Source organism: Nocardia sp. NPDC006044, from assembly GCF_042871115.1.
Taxonomy (GTDB): Bacteria; Actinomycetota; Actinomycetes; order Mycobacteriales; family Mycobacteriaceae; genus Nocardia.
This window is the reverse complement of the sequence record NZ_JBIAID010000001.1, coordinates 369,407-389,139: the sequence shown is the minus strand read 5'-3', so window position 1 is coordinate 389,139 and position 19,733 is coordinate 369,407. Positions and strand designations below refer to the sequence as shown.

The following is a 19,733-nucleotide window of genomic DNA, read 5'->3' as shown; positions in this document are numbered from 1 at the left end:
GGCGAACGCCGAGGGCCTGACTGACGAAACAAAAAAAGCCCCAACCTTCCGGCTGGAGCTCAAGACGGACACAGGGGTGCCCGATGAACGAGAAGGCTAGCTTCGCAACAGGATTCCGTCAATCCCCTGATAGGGGATCCGGATCAGTAAGAGCACGCCGTGGCGCCACTCGAATTTCGTAACGTTTTACATCCGGGCGCGGCCGCGAACAACGCAGGCCAGTGAGACACGCTGTCTCGTAGAGAGGTAAGGCCGAAGACGGCGCGGATATCGCCGGGGTGAGATGTCGGATACACACTCCGTAGACTAGGTCCGGCTTGAGGCCGCTCGCGAGTCGTCGACTTTGTGGCCTTGCGAGTCGCTCCTTCTTCGGCAGCGGGCGGCCGAGAACACCTCGATGGCAGGTCACTCTGACATGGTGCGAAACCCGCAACTCCCAGCGGTCGCAATGACTATGGTCATCTGGCGGAGACGAGGCGGGAGGCAGCGGAGGATGACGACGATCGCGTTCGCGGACGAAGCAGGAGCCCGAGACCGAACTGAAGCGCTCCTGTGGTCTGCCCCTGCGGAGGCTCTCCCGAAGCCACCGATCGACACCAGGGCTCAGGTCCTGCCTATAGGTGAACTGGAATGGCCCGACGCTGAGCGACTGTTTCTGAGGCTGCTGCACACCGTCCGACCTGTCCAGTTCGCCAAACTCTTCGGTGTTCCAGGCCAAGCCCAAGCTGGGATCGACGCCTATGCTCGACTCCCGCTGGACCTGGAGTACGGCGAGTCCGGCGGTAGGGACTATGTCACCCTGCAGTCTCGGCGGGTCAAAAAGCTGACCGCAGCAAGGATCACAGAGGCTGTCGACGACCTGCTGAAGGGTGAATGGGCGGACAAGACGTCGGCGTTCCACTTCGCTACCTCGTTCGACCTGCAGGACACCAAACTGGACGATGCGATCCGCAAGCAGACCGAGCGTCTGGCCAAACTCAAGATCACCTTCGTTCCGTGGGGCGTTCAGGAGGTCTCCACCCTGCTGAAGGATCAGCCCCGCATCGTCGATGACTTCTTTGGCCGCCCCTGGGTAGAACGCTTCTGTGGCTCAGACGCAGCCAACGCCCTAGCGAATAACCTGTCGCACCAGGAAAGCAGAGACCTCCGAGCAGGGCTCCGCGTCCTCTACCAGGCCGTCTTCTCTGCCCAGGGTGGAGTCCACCTGACTGAAGAACCAGAATCCGCTGGCGAGTTCGTCATCCTGGATGTCGACCCCAACCGCCAACAGTCCGACGTTATCGACGCCGAACGGTCAGAGCCGCCCGTCGAAAACACGCACACGGCGGAAAGCTCGGGCGATGGGCACACTTTCATCGCCTCGCGACTTGGCGCCCGTCGGCAGTCCTTCAGATCTGCCCGCCGCCTAATGAAACGCAGAAGCCAGGCAGCAACAGCGACGGCAGGCGCCGTTGCGGCTGACGAGTGGCTGGCTGGCGGGAAGTACCAACTGCTGATCGGTCGTCCAGGAGCTGGGAAGTCCAGCCTGCTACGGTTCGTGGCAACGGACCTGCTGTCGTGCCAACCACAGTCCATCGCCCTGCAACGGGAACATGCGACTGACCTGCCGATCTGGCTGCCGTTCGGGTTCTTGTGCCGCCACCTTGAAGCCTCCACCGAAAACTCGCTCGTTTCGGCTGCGGAGGCTTGGCTGAAGTCGCAGAGCGCTACCCATCTTTGGCCGCTGGTCCAGCGAGCCTTGCGGGACGACCGCTTGCTTCTAATCGTGGACGGCGTCGATGAATGGACTGACGTCGGCGCAGCCGAACGCGCCCTCGGGATTCTTGAAGCGTTTCTAGGTCGCACCAGCGCGTCAGCAATTCTTTCCACACGCCCTTATGCGGTTGACCGTCTCAACTGGAGGCGTCCTTGGGCCCACGCTGAGATTACGCCGCTAACCGACTGGCAGCGCGAAACGATCGTGGCCCGAATCCTTCAGCCTGTCGCGCAATCGGAAGCCTCTCTGGCCAGCCCGTTGATGTGGACGGTCGGCGTCGAACCGTTCCTTGACCAACTGGACGGCATCCCGGAACTGGCTGAGCTTTCCAGGTCACCGCTTTTTTTGACCTTGCTGGCCGCGACGTGGCAAGGCGAACCCCTACCCCGTCAACGGTTCAAGATCTACGCTCGTCTTGTCGAGTTGCTCGTCGAAAAGCATCCCCAGATGCGGCAGCGTGCCTCGCACGCCAGCGGGACGTTGCTACCGCCCACCGAGGTGACCGAGTTGTTCGGCGCCGTGGCCTACCGTCTTCGTGTCAAGGATCCATCCGGCACCGTCACCAAGCCTGAGATGCGCACGCTCATCGTCGAGTCGATGACCGACGACACCGTCCTCGGCTATCAGCACGCCGAGGCCCGCAGGATTGCCGACGCTGTGCTCGCTATGGCGGAAGATGAGTTCGGGTTGATCGTGTCGCACGGCGCGGGTTCCGTCGGCTTCCTGCATCGAGTGGTGCTCGACCACCTGGCTGGCCAGTATCTGGCTACGCTCGCTACCGAAGCGCAGGTTGAGGCCGTGCAGAGGTTGGTGCACGATCCGGCCTGGCGAGATGTACTCCTCGCGCTGCTGACTGCGCAGGTCAGCTCTCACGCCACTGAGTCGCTGCTTCTCGCGGCCCTTGACACGGGCAGCCAACGATGGGCGGACATTGACGGATGCGAGTTGCTCGCCGAGGCGCTCGCCGCCGGTGTCAAGCTCACCCCGAAATCTCAGACTGGTTATGTCGACCGGCTCGTAGGACGGGTGGAGACCCATCCATCACTGCGTCATCGGGCGAAACTCATCGCAGCGCTTGCCGGCACGCTGGTGAGCCACACCACACGAACTCACCTGCTGCCGATCATGAAGGGCTGGCTGACCGCGCTCCGTCCGGACCCCTCACCGACTGTGTGGGCCCTGCGCGATCTCGCCATCGCCGACGACGTTGCTGCCGAGTACCTGCTCTGGGGTATTCGGCATCCAGAAGACAATGTGAAGGTCAACGCGGCGTTGGCCATCGCACGTCGATTCGGTGGCCAGCAGCCCCTGCTGGAGCGGCTGGTGGCGTTCACAGAGACCGGACCTACCTCAGCGACCCAGGCAGCTGCCATCCTTGCTGTCGGTTCTGGCTGGGCTGACGCACCCGAGACGCTGCGGCTGATTGATTGGGCACGTATTCAGCCATCTATGTCACTCCGCCTGGTTGGCCTGCACCTGCTGCAACGCGGCAGCGCGCATGGCGATGCCGCGCTGTTCCGGCCAGAAGAACGCGACTGGCTGCTGTCATTGCTTCGTCAGGAGGGCCAATTCTCCGCACCGTGGCCCGGGACGGACCTCGTCAACATCGCCGCCACCGGGGATGCGAATGCCGCAGACTTCGCGTTGGAAACCTTGACGACGAACGGCCAAAATGGCGGAGACCGTGGCCTGGCATGGCATCTGGCCTGCAACGCCTTCAGCGACGATCGCCGCTTCAAGGACTGGGTGGCCGCCGAGCTCGCAGATCCGGAGGAACATGGCCTGATCTTGTACAACGTCGGCATGATCCCCGAGCAGTGGAGCCACGATCCGGGATTCGCGCGGGTTGTCCGTTCCTACGTGGACGGCAAAGAACAAGATTTTACGGCAGATGGCGTCACTGGTCTCGCCACCATATTGCCACCCGCCGACGCGCGGACGGTGCTGTTGCAAGGCCTGGACGGCTGGAGGCCATACGCCGCGGCGCGGACGCTAGTCGCGCAGTACGCCAACGACGAGCACGTCCAGACTGTCCTCGCCGACCGGCTCCGCGGCGACTTTGCTCAGGCCGCGCCTATGGCCTACGTAGCCGTCGACGTGCTCGGTCCGACGGAGGGCTTCGCCGTCCTGGTGTCCCTGCTGCGCCAGCCCAACACACACGATTCGAGCGAGAATCGCGTCGTCGTTGCCGAAGCCGTAGCCGATGCCTGGAAGAGGTTCGAGAACACCGCTCGCGAGCCGGACGCAGAAGCTGACGCCATGCGAGAAGTGCTTGCCAGCTACGACCCAGCCGAACTGGCAGCGCTTTGCACGGACATTAGCGCTCACATCTTAATGTGGCACGTCCCCGCGGTCATCGCTGCCTGGCCTGGGCAGCCATCTGTCCAGGAGTTCGCCGACAGGCTTATCCATGACCCTAGGCCCATCATTTCGGGGATTCCGGACACCATTCCGGCAGCAATCCTCAGGGCGTACTGCGGCAGAACCGACGAACCCTCCCTACGGATCCTCGACAAATCGCTCGACCTGCTCAAGCACATCGAGCCAGAGCTGCGTGAGGTCCTGGCGTTCGAACTCGCACGCAGTCCGCTCGCCGCGGCCGACCTCGTCGACGTCATGGCGGAATGGAAAGACGAGCCGGACGCCGAGGTACGTCGGAACGCTTTCATCGGGCTCATTCAAGCAATCACCCGCGACCAACAGGCCCGCAGCGCTCTGGCGGGGTCCGACACGCGCACGGCAGAGATGGAATGGTTGCGCGAGGAGATCAAGCGGGATCTGTGCGCCTATGGCCCTGAGCTCGAAGAGCGCCGGCAACTGGCGTGGATAGGCATGCTCACGCTCCGTGACCTCACGTTGATTGACGGCATCGAGGAAACGCTTGGTTCCTCAAGTGCGCCCGGCGTCAAGCTCAGTACCCTATCCGATGACGTGGATCGGATCCTCGTAGACCTCGTTGCCGAGAACTGGGAACAGTTGTGTGATCACTTCGGCGATGACATCTTCGAGCGGCTGAACGGGAAGTCCGACAGTCGGCACCGGGCCGCCAGTGAGCAACGGCGCCGCGTCATGTCTTCGCTTGCGACAGTCGCTTCCCGGTATCCATCCATTGCCGAGATGCTCCGTCACGAGGCTGACAGTGATGCAGTGCTCCGCGAAGATCGCAACTTCCTCTTGTGGGCCAAAGAAGAGAACAGGGGTGACGAAGGAGTCCTTCGTGCACTTGTGCCAAAACTCGGCCACACCGCGCGCCTCCGACTCCAGGACCAGGTCTTGGAGTCGGTGCTGGACCGAGAAAGCTGGAATGTGCCCGACGCGGTGTTCAAGGCCATCCTTGCCGAGGACGCCCTTGGCACCCAGTCTGGCCACATCTACCAGAGTGCAAAGCTAGCTGCCTACACCCAGCTGTTTCCGACGGATAGCTTGGCTACCGCGGCGCTCCGGGACCTCGAAACGTGGTTCGACACTGACCCCTCAACTCGTGGGTACCGAAGCTGGAACGACACACTGGGAATCGCCTTCAGTGCAGCCGAACCGCAAGATCTGCCAGCTATAGCGATCCGCGCTCATACCCGGATTCGGGTGAGCATGCCGGACTGGTACCTGCCCATGTTCACCAAGCCGCTGATGCGGCGACTGCGAGTGGACACAGGCGCCGTCGAAGCGTTCCAAGCCGCCTTACGAGAACCAATGGGGATTCGTGAGAACAGTCCCATAATGGCGGCTCCTTGGGATCCGATTGCCCACGCTCACCTGGAACTGCAACCGTCGCAGCGTATGTACCTCTTCGCCGTGGTACTACGCCAAGCGGGTGCCTTGGCGGAGCTGGACGCTGCAGCGGCTATCCGCGTCCTCGAATCCGCGTCCCTGGAGACCGTCGTGCACAACCCCTTCACCAACCACGAGGGTCCACTCTGCCTCGCTGTACTCGACCTCGCCGCGCACTGACTGCGATCCGTCCTCAATGTTCGAGAGCCGCGTCCACAGACATCGGTAAACTTCAAGCTGCCGTGATCGCCTCACGGTGGGTGCTGAAGCACCGCCCGATGATGGCGGGTTGAGCACGCCGCAGCTCGCGGTGCGGGCGGTTTCGAAGGCGTCCCGCGAGTTGTTCGCAGTTCCGACCGAAGGGAGTGTGGAGGCGGCCCAACTCGTTAGAGTCACCGTCGACTACTACGTGCGCTCTGGGCCTCTACCGAGTCGGCGCCGGAGCCGTGGTCGGTTCGGTCATGCTGGATGGAGTGCCCGTGGGGCCGACATGGATAGTGATTTCCGTGCGGGCGCGTCGGGCGGGAACGGGGTCTGGAGGGTGTCCACTACGGGGGCTACCGCCTCGTAGACGGCGGCAGCCATGGTCGGATCGATGGCACCGCTGCCGTTGTGCGCGTTGTAGTCCAGGATCTGCTCGATGTCCGTCATGCACGGCACCGGCTCCTGCTCGACGCTCGCGGCCATGGGTGTGTGCAACCGGTCGCGCCGCTGCCGTCTCGCCGCGGCAATCCGGAATCGGAGATTCGCTCCAGGCCTCGGGTCTCGAGACCCGAGGCCTGCTCAGCGTCCGGTTTGCTGCGGCACGGTCTCGACCGTGGCAGCGGCCTAAGGATTCGAACCGTGGGTGGCTTCGGTCGCGAAATCGGGAGTCAGTTGATCGCGAATTTGGGCATCGGTTTGGGCGCGGATGGCGGGTTTCTGGTCGCCAATTTTGACACCGCTTGACCGGCGTGTCGGCTGTGCAGTCTGAGCTGCGCTGTCAGCGCAGGCTTCCTCGTTCGTCGATGTAGCGCGTTGGGGTGCCCAGGAAGATGTCGGGCTCGGGCAAACCGTAGGCGAGGTTCAGTGTGTGAAGGTGATATGACCAGTCGCCCATGCCAGTGAGGCTGCTGAATCGATAGTTGAGTTGCCAGCGGAGCCATTGTCCGGGCTCGAGCCGGGCCGCGGGTGGACGTCGGTGTAGCGGTGGAAGACTCCAATGTGGCGGGATGACGGGAAGGACGTGCAATACGCCGCTGACCTGGGTCAGAGACACGCCCTCCATCGTCATCCGTGGCTGAATGGGCGGAAGATCGCGCATCGTCGAAGATGCGTGGAAGTGGCTGGATTCCTTCATGGTGACTTCGTGAACGATCGCCCGTCCAACGTCCGGCAGCTCGAACGCGACGGGAGCGGCGTTTCTGACTGTTGCCGCAGGGGCGCCGCGCGAGTTCTTGGTCCATGAGGTTCGGACCCACTGCATCACGATCGCCATGGTGTCGATCATGGCATCGCCCCTGGTCAAATGCCGTCTGAGTGTTCACCAGCGGTGGGGAACGAGGTGCTCATCCTTTGTTTGCTCGTGTGTGGGCGAGGCGGTAGGAGTCGGTGCCGGTTTCGATGATGTGGCCGCCGAAGGTGAGTCGGTCGACGATGGCGGCGCAGAGGCGTGGGTCGGTGAAGGTTTTGGTCCAGCCGGAGTAGCTGTCGTTGGAGGCGATTGTGACGGAGTTCTTCTCTTCGCGTTCGGTGAGGACTTGGAAGAGGAGTTCGGTGCCGCGGCGGTCGAGTTCCATGTAGCCGAGTTCGTCGATGCAGAGCAGGTCGGCGCGGCCGTAGCGGGCGATGGTTTTGGCCAGGACGTTGTCGTCGGCGGCTTCGACGAGTTCGTTGACCAACTTGGGGTTGGCGTCGAAGTCGAAGGCGCGCAGTGATTTGTCGCGGGGGAATCCGGCGGCGCGGATGCGGCGTTCGGAGCGGCGGCGGGCTCGGTCGTCGCATTCGGTCATCAGTAGCTCGGCGAGGAAGGCTTGGTAGGACATTTGTTCGCGGGTGGCGGTATCGGCGATCGCGCTGAATTGGGTGCGGATGCTGGGCAGGCGCAGCAGGCGGCAGGCTTGATCGACTGCGGCGTCGGCGGCCTGTTCGGTGATTCCGTGTCGTCGTCCAGTCGAGGGGGTAGTGGTCATGAGGTGGTGCCTTCCTGGGGGCGGTTGCGGCGGAGCAGTTGGTCGTATTGCGCGACCGAGGGCAACGGCCGGGTGTCGGGTGGCAGGTGGGTGAGCCGGCGAGCGGTCAACGAAGGAATGGGGTCGACTGGTAGGTCGAGGTCGACCGGTGCCGGTGTGGCGGGTTGGGATTCGCCGATCTTGCGGGCTTCCAACGCGACCGCGTCGGCGGTCAAGGCCCCGGACTGCAGGGCCGCGGCCAGCCCGGCGACGAGCTGATCGTGAGGGAGGTGGCGATGTAGCAGCAGAACCTCGACCAGAGCCCGGGTGCCGTGCTGGTCACCGTGTGTTTTGCGGGCCGCGGCCCACCAGGCGTCGTGGATCGGGGTGAATTTGCCTGCGGCGCGGGCTTGTTCGAGCGCGGTCGCTCCCGGCAGAGCACCAGGTTTGCGCAATAGAACGCTTCCTGACCCGCCGACAAGGAAGCACGGTGGATTGCTTTGCCGGAGAACGACATCCGGAAACAAAACAAATAACAGATCACCAGCTCACCACGCAGCCGGATCGTGACGTCACCGAAGTCGACCTCGGCTTCCTCACCAGGGCGGTGGGTTTGTGGGATGAACACCTTCGACGGTGCGCGCCCGGTCTCGGCCAGGATCTGTGGACGGCGTTGCCGGACATAGCGTCCCACCACCGGATACGACACTTCCGACATGCCGTGCTCATCGACCAGGCGCTGGTAGAGGCGGGTCAGGTGTGGCGTTGCTTGCGCGGTGCGTCCAGATCCGCCAAAAGGATCGCGTCGATGACCGGCTTGAACTGCTCGAGCTTTGACGGGCGCGGGGTATTCCTTGCGTTCGGCCGGCCATGCCGAGGCGATCGCGTCACGGACGGTGCGGTAGCTGACATCGTGCTTGCGCTGGATCTGCCTGCCCGACAACCCATCCCGGGCATCACGACGTATCGCGGCGAACAACTCCGCCCGCGTCGAGGACGCCATCGGGTTCCCTATTCGAAAGTGGTGCCGAAATTCACGATCAAGCAAACCCCGGCAGGCTAATCGAATGCCCGCCAGCAGATGTTTCCACCACCGGCAAGGCGCTGGCTCGCAGACCTGATCAACGATGAGCTGATGAGTTTCGATCTTCTAGTTCTTGCGATGGGTGATTCGGCTGACGAGGATGCCGCACGGACGTTGGCCGAACGATGCAGCTCCCGCCAGGATCACCTGCATGGCCGCCCGGATCAGCGGATAGAGCGGTTCTACGAAGCGTTGCAGAGCCGGTTCCCCGACTTTCCCCCCTATCCCGAGGACTGCCCATGGATGTCGATGCCGCTCGACGTCGGCCTCGACTATGTGAGCATGTGCTTGAGTTGGTCACCACGAAGCAGGCCAGCGATCGAAGCGATACTCGAACTCGCCGCCGAGCACCGGTTGGTCGTCTGGGACCCACAGTCCGAGGAAGCTACCTTGCCAGCTGCCGGGATCTGACACAGCACCGCCGAGGAACTCCGGCCTCTACGACGATCGAGACCGTCCACGCGCTAAGCGACACAGATGATCCCCGTCCTCGCGGACCACCGCAACCCTGTGGTGACGTCAAATTTCGCGACCACGAATACCCACCAACGCCGGGTGGTGTCGAAATTCGCGATCAAACGCTGCCCAGGTTCCTGATCAGAACCACGCGGGCAGAGTCGTTCCAGCCGTGTTCTCACTCCGTTGCCTGACGCCGCGCTCTTCGAGGGCGGTGTCGGCGGCGGGCGGGCCGGCCGGCGTAGCCCGTCTGGTTCGTCGGCGCGGCGGCGGCCCCAAGGTGTCGTGGATGACCTTGCGTGCGTCGGAGCGACGAACCGGATCCTTGTGCGCGACCGCGAAAATGCCCGCCCACAACCGTAGGACCCCGTTGTAGTGCACGTCCGCCGTGTGTCCTGCCCGGTGGGCGGATCGAGCCCGAAACCATGCAGCCGCCCCACCCATTGCGAGCACGCCGGCACCTGCGAACAGTTCCATCATCAGTAGGTCTCCCGTGTTAACGATTGATGCGATGGGACGAACGCTAAGAAGCGGGTTCACCGAATGTTTCAGTCCGCGTTTGCACTGTTCAGCGCGTTTCATCGGCCAGTTCCCGGCACCGGCGGGGTGGCAATGATCGGCGCAGCTGCCGACTTTGGCTACAGTCATTCGGTTCCTGTTTGTTTCTTTGGGTGAGACATTCGGACATTGGCTGGCCGACCTGTTGGCGCAGGTCGGCACAGCAACCTCCAGCTTTCCCTGTAAGGGTGGACGCCGTTGAGCTCACCAAGTGGACCACAAGAGCTCGACATTCTTCATCCTCGACACCGTGGACAAGCTGCACCCGGCACAACGCCCTGTCGATCCTGCGGTTCTCTAACGAACAAATCGATCTGGTACTGCGCCGTACTTTTGTTCCCTACTTGAGACGCCTGAAAGTCCATGCCTGTCAGCGTGTTTCCGTCCTCTCCAGGCAATAGCAACTAACTTGCGGTGGAAATGTCCGATGTGGGCACCGACGAACTAGCAGCACGAAGTCATCCTTGGCGAAGATTTCCTGCCAGTTGGCCGGCAGATACAACATTGCTGAAGAAGTAGACCCTGTCGCGAGACGGCGAGGGCGCACAAACTGTGCGCCTGCCTCTACCTCCGTCCGGGCGGTCTGGCGCTCACCGCGAGCCCTGCCGCCAACCCGCCAGCAGGATGTCCTCGTCGCCGCGACTCTTCTCCTTGACGACCTTTCCCTCTGCGGCCTGCTCGTTACGCGGATCACCCAACGGACGGCGGCCGATGCGGCGCGTCCTGGATTTGTCCCGCTTCGCCCTCCCACTGTGTCAGCGTGCCATTGCCGAGACGACGATTCGAGGTCCACTTCGGATCACTTTCGTCCATACGGAGTCCCGCCGCCGGAGCAGCCTGTGCACCGAGATCTAGTCGGCCACGTCAGCAAAACGCCGAAGTACAACAAGTTCGAGATCGCGGCCAGCTGGGGGTTTCGGACTGGTGAGGTCGCGTAATCAACTGTCGCGGGATCTGTGTGGTTTCCAACCCTTCGGTGAACGAGGGCTGGGGCCGGTGGCGTAGCGGGTCCAGACGCCTCCAGTCTGGGCGGCGAGCCTGGTTGTGGTGGAGTAGTGGTAGTTGAGGGCGTCGGCGACGACCGGGGCGGGCATCTCGAGGACGAGCTGACGCAGCGCGGCCATGCGGGCGGCGACGTTGGGGATGCCGAGGTGGCGGACCGTGGCGGACAAGGTTTCTGGGTGCAGCGGTTGGGCGGCGCGGCGGCCGGGGAACAGCCAGCGGGACTCGCGGTTGGGCGCAGTGTTCATGTTCGTGCGGCAGGCGACCCATTCCAGTAGCAGCTCGGCGACTGGTTCGGGGACCGGCGAGGGTGGATCGCCCAGCCGCAGTAGCACCTGGTCGCCCTCGGTGATCACGTCATCGATCGTGAGCCGGACGATGCGGGTGAACGGTTGGGCGTAGAGCAGCACAATCGCCGCCGCGGTGCGGGCGCGTAAGGGTTTGTCCTGCTCGACCAGCAGGCGCCCGAGTAGGTCGATGCGCTGTTGCTGCGGTAGTGGAGTTCCGTCGTGTTTCACCGCGATCGGGGGCCGGAGTCGCTTGGTGAGCTTGCGGGCCAAGCACCAGGAGATGAAGGGGCGCACGCAGTTTCGGGCGTGGATACTGTGCTCGATGAACCAGATATCGAGGTCGGCCTGTCCGCAGGTCGCCAAGGTGAGGTCACGATCGGCGAGCCAGTTCAGGAAGGCGGTGGCCTGTTTGATCTGGTCGCCTCCGTGACGGCGGATCCCAGGGGCCAGCGGTTTGGTCTCAGCGCGCCGCCGCAGGCGCGGGAGCACTCCCCAGGTGGCGAACTGGCGCACGAGCTGGGCGTGCTCGGGATCGTCGATGCCGGCGAGGTGCTCGGCGAGCCATCGTTCGAGCGAGCACAGCTGTTTATCGGTGCGGGGCAGGACACCGCAGGCCATCAGAAGTTCTTCCACGTGAGCAGCGGCCCGCCAGGGTCGGAGGACGTGAAATGCCTCGTGGGTCAGCTCGATCTCGCCGCGCCCGAGCTCCCGTAGCAGATCCACGGCCATTCTGGCGCGGCCGGTCCGTGGATAGAGCCAGGTCAGTCCGGTCAGGGGGTTGTTCATCGCGAGCAAATGCTCGGCGAGCGGCGCGAGTTCAGGCCGGATTCGTCCGGTGCCGTCGTCGAGCAGTTCGGCGAGCTTGTCGGAGAAGGTGCAGCGGGTGCAGAGGTGGCCAGCGTGCAGCTTGCCCTCATTCCCGCAGCGTGAGCACCGATAGTCGGAGGTGATGTTGGCGCAGTCGGTGCAGATCGGTTCGTGCGAGTCCGGCGCCAGGCCGGGCAGTATTCGATCTTCGCCGCAACCGGGACACCGGCCACGAGTTCGCAAGCCCCGATCGCAGCATGTTCGGCGTATCGTGCCGTCGGGCCACCACGCGGCGACGTGGGCCGGGCGGCCGCAGCGCGCGCAATCACGGCTCTGCCAGCGTTTGAGCTGTTCGCGGGTAGGCCGAGTTCTCGTCGTCATGCCTCGGGCAGGATGCGAGCTGCCCGAGGCCGCAGCTTCGCGACGTTCGCCGGAGCGGGGCCGGGCAGGTCGTCGGTGGCGGTGCGGCTGATACCGGCGTTCTCGGCGGTAGTGTCGACCAGGTCGGCCGGGGTGCAGCCGAGAATATCGCAGAGCGCTGAAAGCACTTGCAGGGAAAGCCTTTCCGGCGTTCCGGAGACCAGGCGGTGGACTTGGGAGGCGGACAGGTTGATGTCGCGTTCACGCAGTAGCGGGACCAGTTCGGTGGCGGTGAACTTGCCGCGGGTGGCCATGAGTTCGCGCAGGCGCCAGGTGTAGCCGACAGTGCGTTTCACGCGTTGATCTCCTTCCGAGAGTCCAGAGCGGCGGCAACGGTCGCGTCGAGCTGCCGGCGCAGGGTTCGGGTGCGGAAATCCGAGGACACGCAGGTGTAAATCGAAGTCGTGGAGGCATGCTCATGCCCGACCTGTTCCTGCACGAACCGAGGATCCCAGCCGTCCTCGATCAAATGCGTCACATACGAGCGCCGCAACCCATGCAAATCGAGCCCTGCATCCAGGCCCAGTGCGTCGCGATAGGCGACGAAACGGGAGTTCAGGCGCTGGCAGCCGATCCGCAGCCCGCGCTCCGAAGGCCAGGCCGCCGGGTTGCCGTCGACGCCGAACAACGGCCGGATCTCGGTGAACCACTCCTCGAGCACCTCGGGAGTCCAGTCCCAAACTGTCAGTACCCCGCGCCGCTTCGGAGGCGAACCCTTCTTCGCCTTCCCGTAGCGAACCTGGCAGCGACCGAACTGCCCGAACTCGCGCGCATGCGGGTTCACGCCGAAGTCGGCGGCATCCAGCATCCGAGTTTCATTGCGCCGCAAGCCAAATGAGTATGCAGTCTTGAAAATGGTCGCGTCCCGGAACGCGGGCAACCAGTCTTTGCGGCCGAACGCACGAATCCGCGCGACTTGACTGTCGGCATGCTCGAAGAACGCGTGCAGCTCAGCCTTGGTGAACGCCCGCTTCCTCGGGTCGGACTCGTTGTCTTGCACGTGGACCGCGGTGTTCCACTCGTGCACCACCTGGATCGGGTGGGTGCCGAACCGGTCCTCACACGTGCCCGGCCACTCGTAGAGCGGATCGGTGACGAAGTGGCAGAACGACCGGATCGCCTCGGAGTACGAACGAATCGTGGACCGCTTCAAATCCCGCAGCGAACGCAGGTCACCGAGCCATTCATCGACCATCGCCGCCGTCCACTGCCACGGGAAGGCGTTGACATAGGCGACGAACGCTTTCACCGCGTTTTCCCGGCCCTCCACCGTCGTGCGGGCCAGGTTCCGTGCGAGCTGCTGGTTCGCGAAGCCGGCCAACATCGCCTCGAACACTTGCTCCTCCGGGCGCAGCAGCGACACCCCGTCGACCAGATGCATCCGCGCTGCCCCGGGCGCTCCGCCACCGGTCAAGCCCATCAAACGCCACCCTCCGCTAGTCGCACCAGGTGGGAGATAGTCGCATCGTATGCGAGTTGTGGACGGAATCGCAGGTCAGCGCGCCACATCGGCATGTCGCGAACCTCCGCCGCGGCGGCTCCGGCTACGATCATGGTCGTCTGACAAGTCGAATTGCCTTGACCCGCAGCATCATTGCCGAGATTCGGCACCAAAGTCGCAAACTGTAGCGAATTCGCATTTGATGCAATTGGCGGCGCTTGTAGTAATCGCGCAAAAAACAACACATAGGGCTGGACCAGCGGCGATGGTGCGGTGATCGGTTATGGCTGCGGGGAGATGGACGTCAGATCCGAGGGTCTCTACACCCCGATCCCCCATCGCAGCAAACCTTTCGACAACACACCCCACACCCGACCAACTCACACCGAGTTCCACAAACCGGCCCAAACTGCCCAGCAACAGACTCGGGCATCACGAAAAGTGTTACACCACAACAAGGTATAGCAGACAACTCATGCGTCACGACGCTCGTGCTACGCTCTAGCGACGTATAACAACAGCTCTCGAATACGCGGCGACGTCATCCATGACGCAGCGACGAGCTCGAGTCCCCTCTCGCGCACCGCCCTCACGCGGCATTTGTGTCACAAATGTCGCGTTCGGGAGTCTCCACTCCCAGTCCTGACGCAGATGCGCCATACCCCCACCTCCCAGCACACTTCCAGCGCTCGACACGTGCGCATGTGGGCATAAGCGCCTCGCCGGCCGCACCCGCGACCCAGTTGAGACACGCGAGAGATTTGCTGAAACCAACCAGAACCACTCCCCATACCCGACCGAGTGGCCTCTTCTGAATAACGGGACGATCGCTGGTCCATCTCGGACGAAGGATCGACGCGTCGGCGTGTCTCATCGAGCACGTTTCCCGGAACTCATGCGAAGCCAGCAACCAAGGTGTAATGGCCCCACAAACGCCCCTACCCCGGGGCACAGTCGACCACACCTTCTCCGGCTCGGACACCGCTACGAAGTAGTTAGCCCCGGCGGGGGAAGCGAAAGCTCGTCAAGAGAAAGTCGGAGTCGGGCCGACCCCACGGGACGCTCACGACAATTCGCTGCCGACGATGGGGAGGCGTGGACAGAACGACAGGGCATGCTTGAGCGCCTATGGCTGCGGCACGTCGACGAGGCTCTCGCCAGTTATCGTTCGCCCGCCATCCACGTGCGCATGCCCGCCGTGATCGGTGGGTTCGCCGTCATTACCTGACGACCGGCCGCAGGACCGGCGGCCTTTCGATCTGTCGCCGATGGCGTGGGCCCGACCTCTGCATACGACGAGTTCGGGCGACTGCATCGCTGCGGGTCGAAGGCGATGAATATTTCGTCGGTTTCCGGCAGGGACTGGCAGGCAAGGGTCAGGCCCTGCGCGATGTCTTCGTCGGGGAGAATCGTGGGCAAGGTGGATGCGTCGGGCACTCCCCGATCGGTTACGAACCAGTGATGGATCCGCAGGCGCTCAGGATGCTCACGGGTGAGCTGTTCGAGCTGACCGGCGAAGATCGTGGATCCTGGGTCTCGGTTGGCGTAGAGCCGAGCGATGTCGCCCGTGCCGCTCGCCAGCACTGTCTTGATGATCGACATGATCGGTGTGATCCCGCTGCCGACGGCCAGCAAGCAGGTCCTCGTTCGCCCCGTCGCGTCCGAACTTCCCGAAGGCTCATGCATGGTGCGGATCGATCCAGGAACGACGTTGTCACACAGCCAATTCGACGCATATCCGCCTGCGACCCGTTTGACGGTCACGGTCAGCGCCTCGTCACGATCCGGGTTACCGGACAACGAGTAGCACCGCGCCACCGACCCGGTTTGCGCACTCGGAACACGAACGGTGAGGAACTGCCCACACGTGTATACGAATCGTTCCCGCAGCTCCGGCGTGAGTCCCAGCACGATCGATACCGCCTCGGGGGTCTCCTGGACAACGTCGAAAACGCGGACCTCGTGTGCGTGCCGGTTCATCCCAAGCTCAACTGTCCCGACCGAACCGAAAGTCGCCATCCCAGATCGAAATCCGTCATCCATGACTCGCTGCCGAGATGTGTTGAACGACAGTGACTTCGAGGACATTCTGCGCGCCCTCGGGCTCACCCACCCGGTGTGCCGGTGCCGGCGCCGGGACAACAGCCGGGCAAACCGCAGCCGGACAAGCCTCAGGCTCCCGGGCAAGGCAAGCCCGTTCCGAACAAACCGGGCCTGGGTGGACACGGTCCCGGATCCGGCGGCGGCTGAACACCTGCCCGCTGGTAGGACCTACGCTCGGAGTCACCGGAACGTGCGACCTGAACTGAAGTTTCTCGAAAAGGAGTCCCGTGCCGTTCTATCGCATCAATCCCGAAGTACCCGCGGATTTCGGTGATGTCGAGCTCGATGAAAGCTTCGACCCGCCCCGGGTCGTCACAGCGAATTTCGAGTTCTCTGCCCCGATCCGCGAGGGCAGCGAAATGATCAAGTCCTACGGCGGGGCATACGCGGTCACCGAGTCCTTGGCCGAAGCGCTACAGAGCGCAGATCTGACAGGGTATCGGTTCGGGCCGATCACGACCTCTGTCAGTGCGACTCCTTATGTCGAGGACACCACCACTATCCAGATCCCCCCATTGCGTGGTTTTGTCGTGACCGGAGAAGCGTTCGTCGACGACTTCGGCATAGCGAGCAAGGGCGGATTGATCGGGTCAGAGAAGGCCGCCCGGTTTCTCTTCGCTCGCGACCCGGAACTGGAGAAGGTCTCGTTCGAACTCGATGAACGCGGAAAGGTCATCTTCCGACTGTCGTAATCCGCCAGCCGCGCCAGGCCCACCCGGGTACTCCCGCTGGAATCCGCACCTGGCCTATGGCCACGAAATACACCACCCTCACCTGGGCCGAACGCACCTACGGCTACGCCACCGCCCGCGCCTACGCCGGCCACCACACCCGACCCCACGGCACCACCTACGTCAAAGCTGACCTCCACGAAATCACCACCGCTCTAGCAACACTCACCAATGAACCCCACCCACTACTCACCGACCAAACCCACAGCATCGCCGTGACGAGTTCGACGTCAAGGTCTCGATGACCGCCGCCTCCTCCGCCCAGGTCTGAAGCGTGTCGTCGGCGCGGATCTTCTTGCGCCCCACCGCCAGGATGACTTGCCTTTCCGGCGAATCGATCTGATCTTCTGGCCGCCGCCGTCCGACCGGCATTTCGGTGTGTTCTCGAGCGTATGGAGTGATGTCATTGTCGCCGCTCGGCGCGGTCATCAGGCGTGCGGTCACTGGAGCCGGGCGGGTTTGCCGTCACCCGAACCACATACCGATCGGCTAATCGACAAATTTCGGTTTGATCCAGACCGACTTCAGATTGTTGCCGCTCAGGGCGATCGCCGTATCTGTTCCGATCAGGAATAGATTCTCCTGAGTGCCTGATCCCGCACGGATCGCGCGAAACCATCCGCTACGCTCGTCGAACTCGACAGGCCAGTCATCCAAACCCCCGGCATCGATAGACACTCCCGGCACAAGATCTGGCGAAATCACTGTGACGACTGCGGTTTCGGCGCCAGGATATCCCAGCTCGGCGGGCTTCCACCGCTGCCGCGGGCACAACCCCCACAAGTGCAGTATGCGGCGGGTGGCGATGTCAACCTCCAACTGCAAAGTCCCCAGAGCGATAGAGGTGAATCCTAGCCTGCCGAAACCACTTTGAACCGCGGTCGGCGTGACATTGAAGGAATATTCGGACTCTAGATACAGCGGCGTTGCCTGTATCGAATCGCCTGGTTCGGCGGTCAGGGTGAAACTCATCCTTTGTTGCTCCTGAACATGTAGTGGAGAATCCTCCCGTTGGGAACATCGATAACCAGCTCGTACGTGCCAGGCGAGCCACGCAGGGTCCCCGGCACGTCCCATCTCATCCCGCCAGGTACTCCTCCAGGGTCTGGCACTGGCGGCACCGAATCTATAATCATTTGCGTAAAATTCGGTGAGCGGAGATATGGCCGGGAGGGGTACATGTCACTGCCGTATTCAAACATGTGGTCGCCAGCGGTGTTCGACCAGCCGAGCTCCTCGGCATTCAACCCCAGATTGTTGGCCTCGGCGTTTGGTACACCTCCGGTGGTTCCGGGAGTGCGGACGGACGCACCGGCCGATGCGTCGCCACCGAGAGACCCCGCTCCTTTTCCCGCGCCTGCGAGCGTGCTGGTGCCGGATGTGGCGAGTTGACTTGTGATGAGGTCGATTTCGGCGCGGGAGAGGCCTTGTGCGGCTAGTTCTCGGACGATCAGTTCGGTGCCGAGGATCCGGCCCGCTGTGTAGGCCTCGCCGATACCGGTAGCGGCCATGGCCGCATCGAAAATGATCTGAGAGTCATCGATGACATTGCCGGCGTCGAGTTTGGTGGTCCCGGTTGGGCGGGTACGGCCGTCGACAGTTTCGAACTGGGTGACCGTCACGCCGGTGTAGTCCGAAGACTGCAGAGAGGTCAGATTGCCATCGCGATCGAAGTACGCCGTCGCGGAGCGTTGATTTCCGTCGCCGTCGCGATAGAACCACTCCTGCGCGGACGTCCCGTCGGGGCTGATCGTGATGGGTCCCCTGTGCTCGACAGGGTCGGTACGCCAGGTGCCTGTTTCCGGGTCGTATTGATTCCAGTAGTTGGGTCCGTCGATGACGTCGCCGTAGCGGTCGACCGGGACCATGGTGCCGTCGGATTGGATCACTACCCGGCTGCCGTCGGGATTGGTGACGATCGTGCCGGGCTTGCCGCCCGATCGTCCTGCGCTGGTGAGGCTTTGGGAGTGGCTCCCGTCAGGGTTGGTGGTCTGAGTGGAGATCACCCCGTCATCGCCGAGTTGGGAGTGGGCGGTGCTGGTGGATCCGTCCGCGTTGCGGATCGTGGTGTCAACCGTCTTGGAGTCGGGGCTGACGTGCGCGACGGACGCGGCCGGGGCATCCGGGTCGCTCCCTGCGGGCACCGTGTATACGGTGCCGTCGGGATAACGCACCGAGTTCGAACCGTCGGGATTGGCGGTCCAGGTGGTGACTCCACCCTGCCCATCAGGTGCCGACCGCATCTGGGTCGTCGTACCGTCGGCGTTGCGGATGGTGGTGTCGATGGTGCCGCCGCTATCAGGGACGGGTACTGATTCCGAGTTCACGATGTTGCCGCGGCCGTCGTTGTACGTAGTCGACACGCTGCCGTCGGGATGGGGGGTCGAGGTGGTGTTGGGCGCCTTGCCTCCGCCGCTACCGCCGTCGGTAGCAGAAGCGCTGGGCTTGCTGTTCACTTGGCGGACCAGGCTTCCCAGAGCCTCTCGCCCCGAGCGTCCACGCGGTGCGGCGGCCACGAAACCGGCTATGCCGCTGAGTAGCAACAGCGCGATCTGCCAATCGGGCGTAGCGCGGCCGGTCTGGGATTCGTTGGATGGTTCACCGGTAGGAGCCGGCGGCACTCGCTCGCGCTGGGGCACAGGGATTGAATCGCCGTGCAGGATGCGTTGTTTGAGGTCGGCGAATTCGGCGTCGTTCAAGATGCCCTGCTCATGGAGCCGAGCGGCTCGCTCGAGCTGCGACACAATATCCTCCCCCGGAGGGGCCACCGGGGCGTCCGGAGTGGGCTCGAGAGCCGGTCCCGGCGCTGGTTGCGGAACACTGGGTAAACGGTTGCCCGGCAGCGCCGGTGGGGTATAGCCCGGCACCGGCACGATCGGAGTGCCGTTGCCTGGTCCGGGGTTGGGTGGGATGACACCGCCGATGTTCGGCCCGTATCCACCGCCTTGAGGCTGGTTGGGTTGCCCGGGCAGTACCGGTGGCGCGGTGGTCGGTTGTTGACCGGGCTCCGGCATACCCGGTGGCGGTGGCGGCGGTGGTTTGGGGACCGGAATGCATGGCCATCCCGGATGGAGCTGCTGCCATTGCTCGCAGGGAATATCTGGTTGTGCGGCAACCGGATTCGACCACAGCGCGCCGCTGGCGCCAGCGAGGGCCAGCAGTGCGGC

At 63.4% G+C, this 19,733-nt stretch carries 14 protein-coding genes and 2 pseudogenes; 4 read left to right on the top strand and 12 right to left on the bottom strand.

What is annotated here, in order from left to right; translation table 11 throughout:
• Positions 1 to 493: 493 nt before the first annotated feature.
• Positions 494 to 5,704: an NACHT domain-containing protein gene (locus ACFYO1_RS01875; RefSeq protein ID WP_387226179.1), complete on the top strand. Its 5,211-nt coding sequence runs from the start codon at positions 494 to 496 to the stop codon at positions 5,702 to 5,704.
• A gap of 279 nt (positions 5,705 to 5,983) precedes the next feature.
• On the opposite strand, the gene ACFYO1_RS01870 is transcribed toward ACFYO1_RS01875, so the two are convergent.
• The 4 genes and pseudogenes from ACFYO1_RS01870 to ACFYO1_RS01855 all read right to left on the bottom strand — a co-directional run bounded on the left by ACFYO1_RS01870 (position 5,984) and on the right by ACFYO1_RS01855 (position 8,677).
• Positions 5,984 to 6,175 carry a hypothetical protein gene (locus ACFYO1_RS01870; protein ID WP_387226177.1) on the bottom strand — a complete coding sequence of 64 codons (192 nt, stop codon included), beginning with the start codon at positions 6,173 to 6,175 and terminating at the stop codon, positions 5,984 to 5,986.
• Between the two features lie 331 nt (positions 6,176 to 6,506).
• A complete protein-coding gene (locus tag ACFYO1_RS01865; RefSeq protein ID WP_387226175.1) occupies positions 6,507 to 7,013 on the bottom strand; it encodes a hypothetical protein in 507 nt (168 codons plus the stop codon).
• A gap of 58 nt (positions 7,014 to 7,071) precedes the next feature.
• Positions 7,072 to 7,695 (bottom strand): ATP-binding protein, encoded by a 624-nt coding sequence (locus ACFYO1_RS01860; protein WP_387226174.1) that lies wholly within the window; start codon positions 7,693 to 7,695, stop codon positions 7,072 to 7,074.
• Positions 7,692 to 8,677 (bottom strand): annotated as a pseudogene (locus tag ACFYO1_RS01855) (hypothetical protein). Before ACFYO1_RS01855 ends, ACFYO1_RS01860 begins: the two are co-directional and overlap by 4 nt.
• Before the next feature lie 132 nt (positions 8,678 to 8,809).
• On the opposite strand from ACFYO1_RS01855, the gene ACFYO1_RS01850 reads away from it, so the two are divergent.
• Complete coding sequence (locus ACFYO1_RS01850) at positions 8,810 to 9,169, top strand: hypothetical protein (protein WP_387226172.1); 360 nt, start codon at positions 8,810 to 8,812, stop codon at positions 9,167 to 9,169.
• 1,541 nt (positions 9,170 to 10,710) lie between these two features.
• Here ACFYO1_RS01850 and ACFYO1_RS01845 read toward each other — a convergent pair.
• The 4 genes from ACFYO1_RS01845 to ACFYO1_RS01830 form a co-directional block, all read right to left on the bottom strand.
• Positions 10,711 to 12,114: a hypothetical protein gene (locus tag ACFYO1_RS01845; protein WP_387226170.1), complete on the bottom strand. Its 1,404-nt coding sequence runs from the start codon at positions 12,112 to 12,114 to the stop codon at positions 10,711 to 10,713.
• Between the two features lie 134 nt (positions 12,115 to 12,248).
• On the bottom strand, positions 12,249 to 12,587 hold the full coding sequence (locus ACFYO1_RS01840) for a helix-turn-helix domain-containing protein (protein ID WP_387226168.1): 339 nt from the start codon (positions 12,585 to 12,587) through the stop codon (positions 12,249 to 12,251).
• Entirely contained in the window at positions 12,584 to 13,711 is a 1,128-nt protein-coding gene (locus tag ACFYO1_RS01835; protein WP_387226167.1) for a tyrosine-type recombinase/integrase, read from the bottom strand. The genes ACFYO1_RS01840 and ACFYO1_RS01835 overlap by 4 nt, the downstream gene beginning before the upstream one ends.
• Positions 13,712 to 14,893: 1,182 nt before the next feature.
• Positions 14,894 to 15,334: a hypothetical protein gene (locus ACFYO1_RS01830; RefSeq protein WP_387231642.1), complete on the bottom strand. Its 441-nt coding sequence runs from the start codon at positions 15,332 to 15,334 to the stop codon at positions 14,894 to 14,896.
• Between ACFYO1_RS01830 and ACFYO1_RS01825 the strand changes: the two genes are divergently transcribed.
• On the top strand, positions 15,324 to 15,539 hold the full coding sequence (locus ACFYO1_RS01825) for a hypothetical protein (RefSeq protein ID WP_387231923.1): 216 nt from the start codon (positions 15,324 to 15,326) through the stop codon (positions 15,537 to 15,539). The two genes, ACFYO1_RS01830 and ACFYO1_RS01825, sit on opposite strands and share 11 nt — an antisense overlap.
• On the opposite strand, the pseudogene ACFYO1_RS01820 reads toward ACFYO1_RS01825, so the two are convergent.
• Positions 15,458 to 15,712 (bottom strand): annotated as a pseudogene (locus ACFYO1_RS01820) (FAD-binding oxidoreductase); the annotation flags it as partial. The gene ACFYO1_RS01825 and the pseudogene ACFYO1_RS01820 sit on opposite strands and share 82 nt — an antisense overlap.
• 350 nt (positions 15,713 to 16,062) lie before the next feature.
• On the opposite strand from ACFYO1_RS01820, the gene ACFYO1_RS01815 reads away from it, so the two are divergent.
• Entirely contained in the window at positions 16,063 to 16,527 is a 465-nt protein-coding gene (locus tag ACFYO1_RS01815) for a hypothetical protein (RefSeq protein WP_387226165.1), read from the top strand.
• Positions 16,528 to 16,755: 228 nt separating this feature from the next.
• On the opposite strand, the gene ACFYO1_RS01810 is transcribed toward ACFYO1_RS01815, so the two are convergent.
• The 3 genes from ACFYO1_RS01810 to ACFYO1_RS01800 are packed head-to-tail and all read right to left on the bottom strand — an operon-like array spanning position 16,756 to position 19,310.
• On the bottom strand, positions 16,756 to 16,995 hold the full coding sequence (locus ACFYO1_RS01810) for a hypothetical protein (protein ID WP_387226163.1): 240 nt from the start codon (positions 16,993 to 16,995) through the stop codon (positions 16,756 to 16,758).
• Between the two features lie 60 nt (positions 16,996 to 17,055).
• Positions 17,056 to 17,538 (bottom strand): hypothetical protein, encoded by a 483-nt coding sequence (locus ACFYO1_RS01805; protein WP_387226161.1) that lies wholly within the window; start codon positions 17,536 to 17,538, stop codon positions 17,056 to 17,058.
• Positions 17,535 to 19,310, bottom strand: a complete 1,776-nt coding sequence (locus ACFYO1_RS01800; RefSeq protein WP_387226159.1) for an SHOCT domain-containing protein — start codon at positions 19,308 to 19,310, stop codon at positions 17,535 to 17,537. Before ACFYO1_RS01800 ends, ACFYO1_RS01805 begins: the two co-directional genes overlap by 4 nt.
• Between the last annotated feature and the right edge of the window lie 423 nt (positions 19,311 to 19,733).

What these genes read in the sequence shown, in the direction of transcription:
- ACFYO1_RS01870 (WP_387226177.1), bottom strand. Translation starts at nt 6,175, where the DNA reads ATGACGGACATCGAGCAGATCCTGGACTACAACGCGCACAACGGCAGC.
- ACFYO1_RS01830 (WP_387231642.1), bottom strand. Translation starts at nt 15,334, where the DNA reads ATGTCGATCATCAAGACAGTGCTGGCGAGCGGCACGGGCGACATCGCT.
- ACFYO1_RS01860 (WP_387226174.1), bottom strand. Translation starts at nt 7,695, where the DNA reads ATGACCACTACCCCCTCGACTGGACGACGACACGGAATCACCGAACAG.
- ACFYO1_RS01875 (WP_387226179.1), top strand. Translation starts at nt 494, where the DNA reads ATGACGACGATCGCGTTCGCGGACGAAGCAGGAGCCCGAGACCGAACT.
- ACFYO1_RS01865 (WP_387226175.1), bottom strand. Translation starts at nt 7,013, where the DNA reads ATGATCGACACCATGGCGATCGTGATGCAGTGGGTCCGAACCTCATGG.
- ACFYO1_RS01835 (WP_387226167.1), bottom strand. Translation starts at nt 13,711, where the DNA reads ATGGGCTTGACCGGTGGCGGAGCGCCCGGGGCAGCGCGGATGCATCTG.
- ACFYO1_RS01805 (WP_387226161.1), bottom strand. Translation starts at nt 17,538, where the DNA reads ATGAGTTTCACCCTGACCGCCGAACCAGGCGATTCGATACAGGCAACG.
- ACFYO1_RS01825 (WP_387231923.1), top strand. Translation starts at nt 15,324, where the DNA reads ATGATCGACATGATCGGTGTGATCCCGCTGCCGACGGCCAGCAAGCAG.
- ACFYO1_RS01810 (WP_387226163.1), bottom strand. Translation starts at nt 16,995, where the DNA reads ATGACCGCGCCGAGCGGCGACAATGACATCACTCCATACGCTCGAGAA.
- ACFYO1_RS01850 (WP_387226172.1), top strand. Translation starts at nt 8,810, where the DNA reads ATGAGTTTCGATCTTCTAGTTCTTGCGATGGGTGATTCGGCTGACGAG.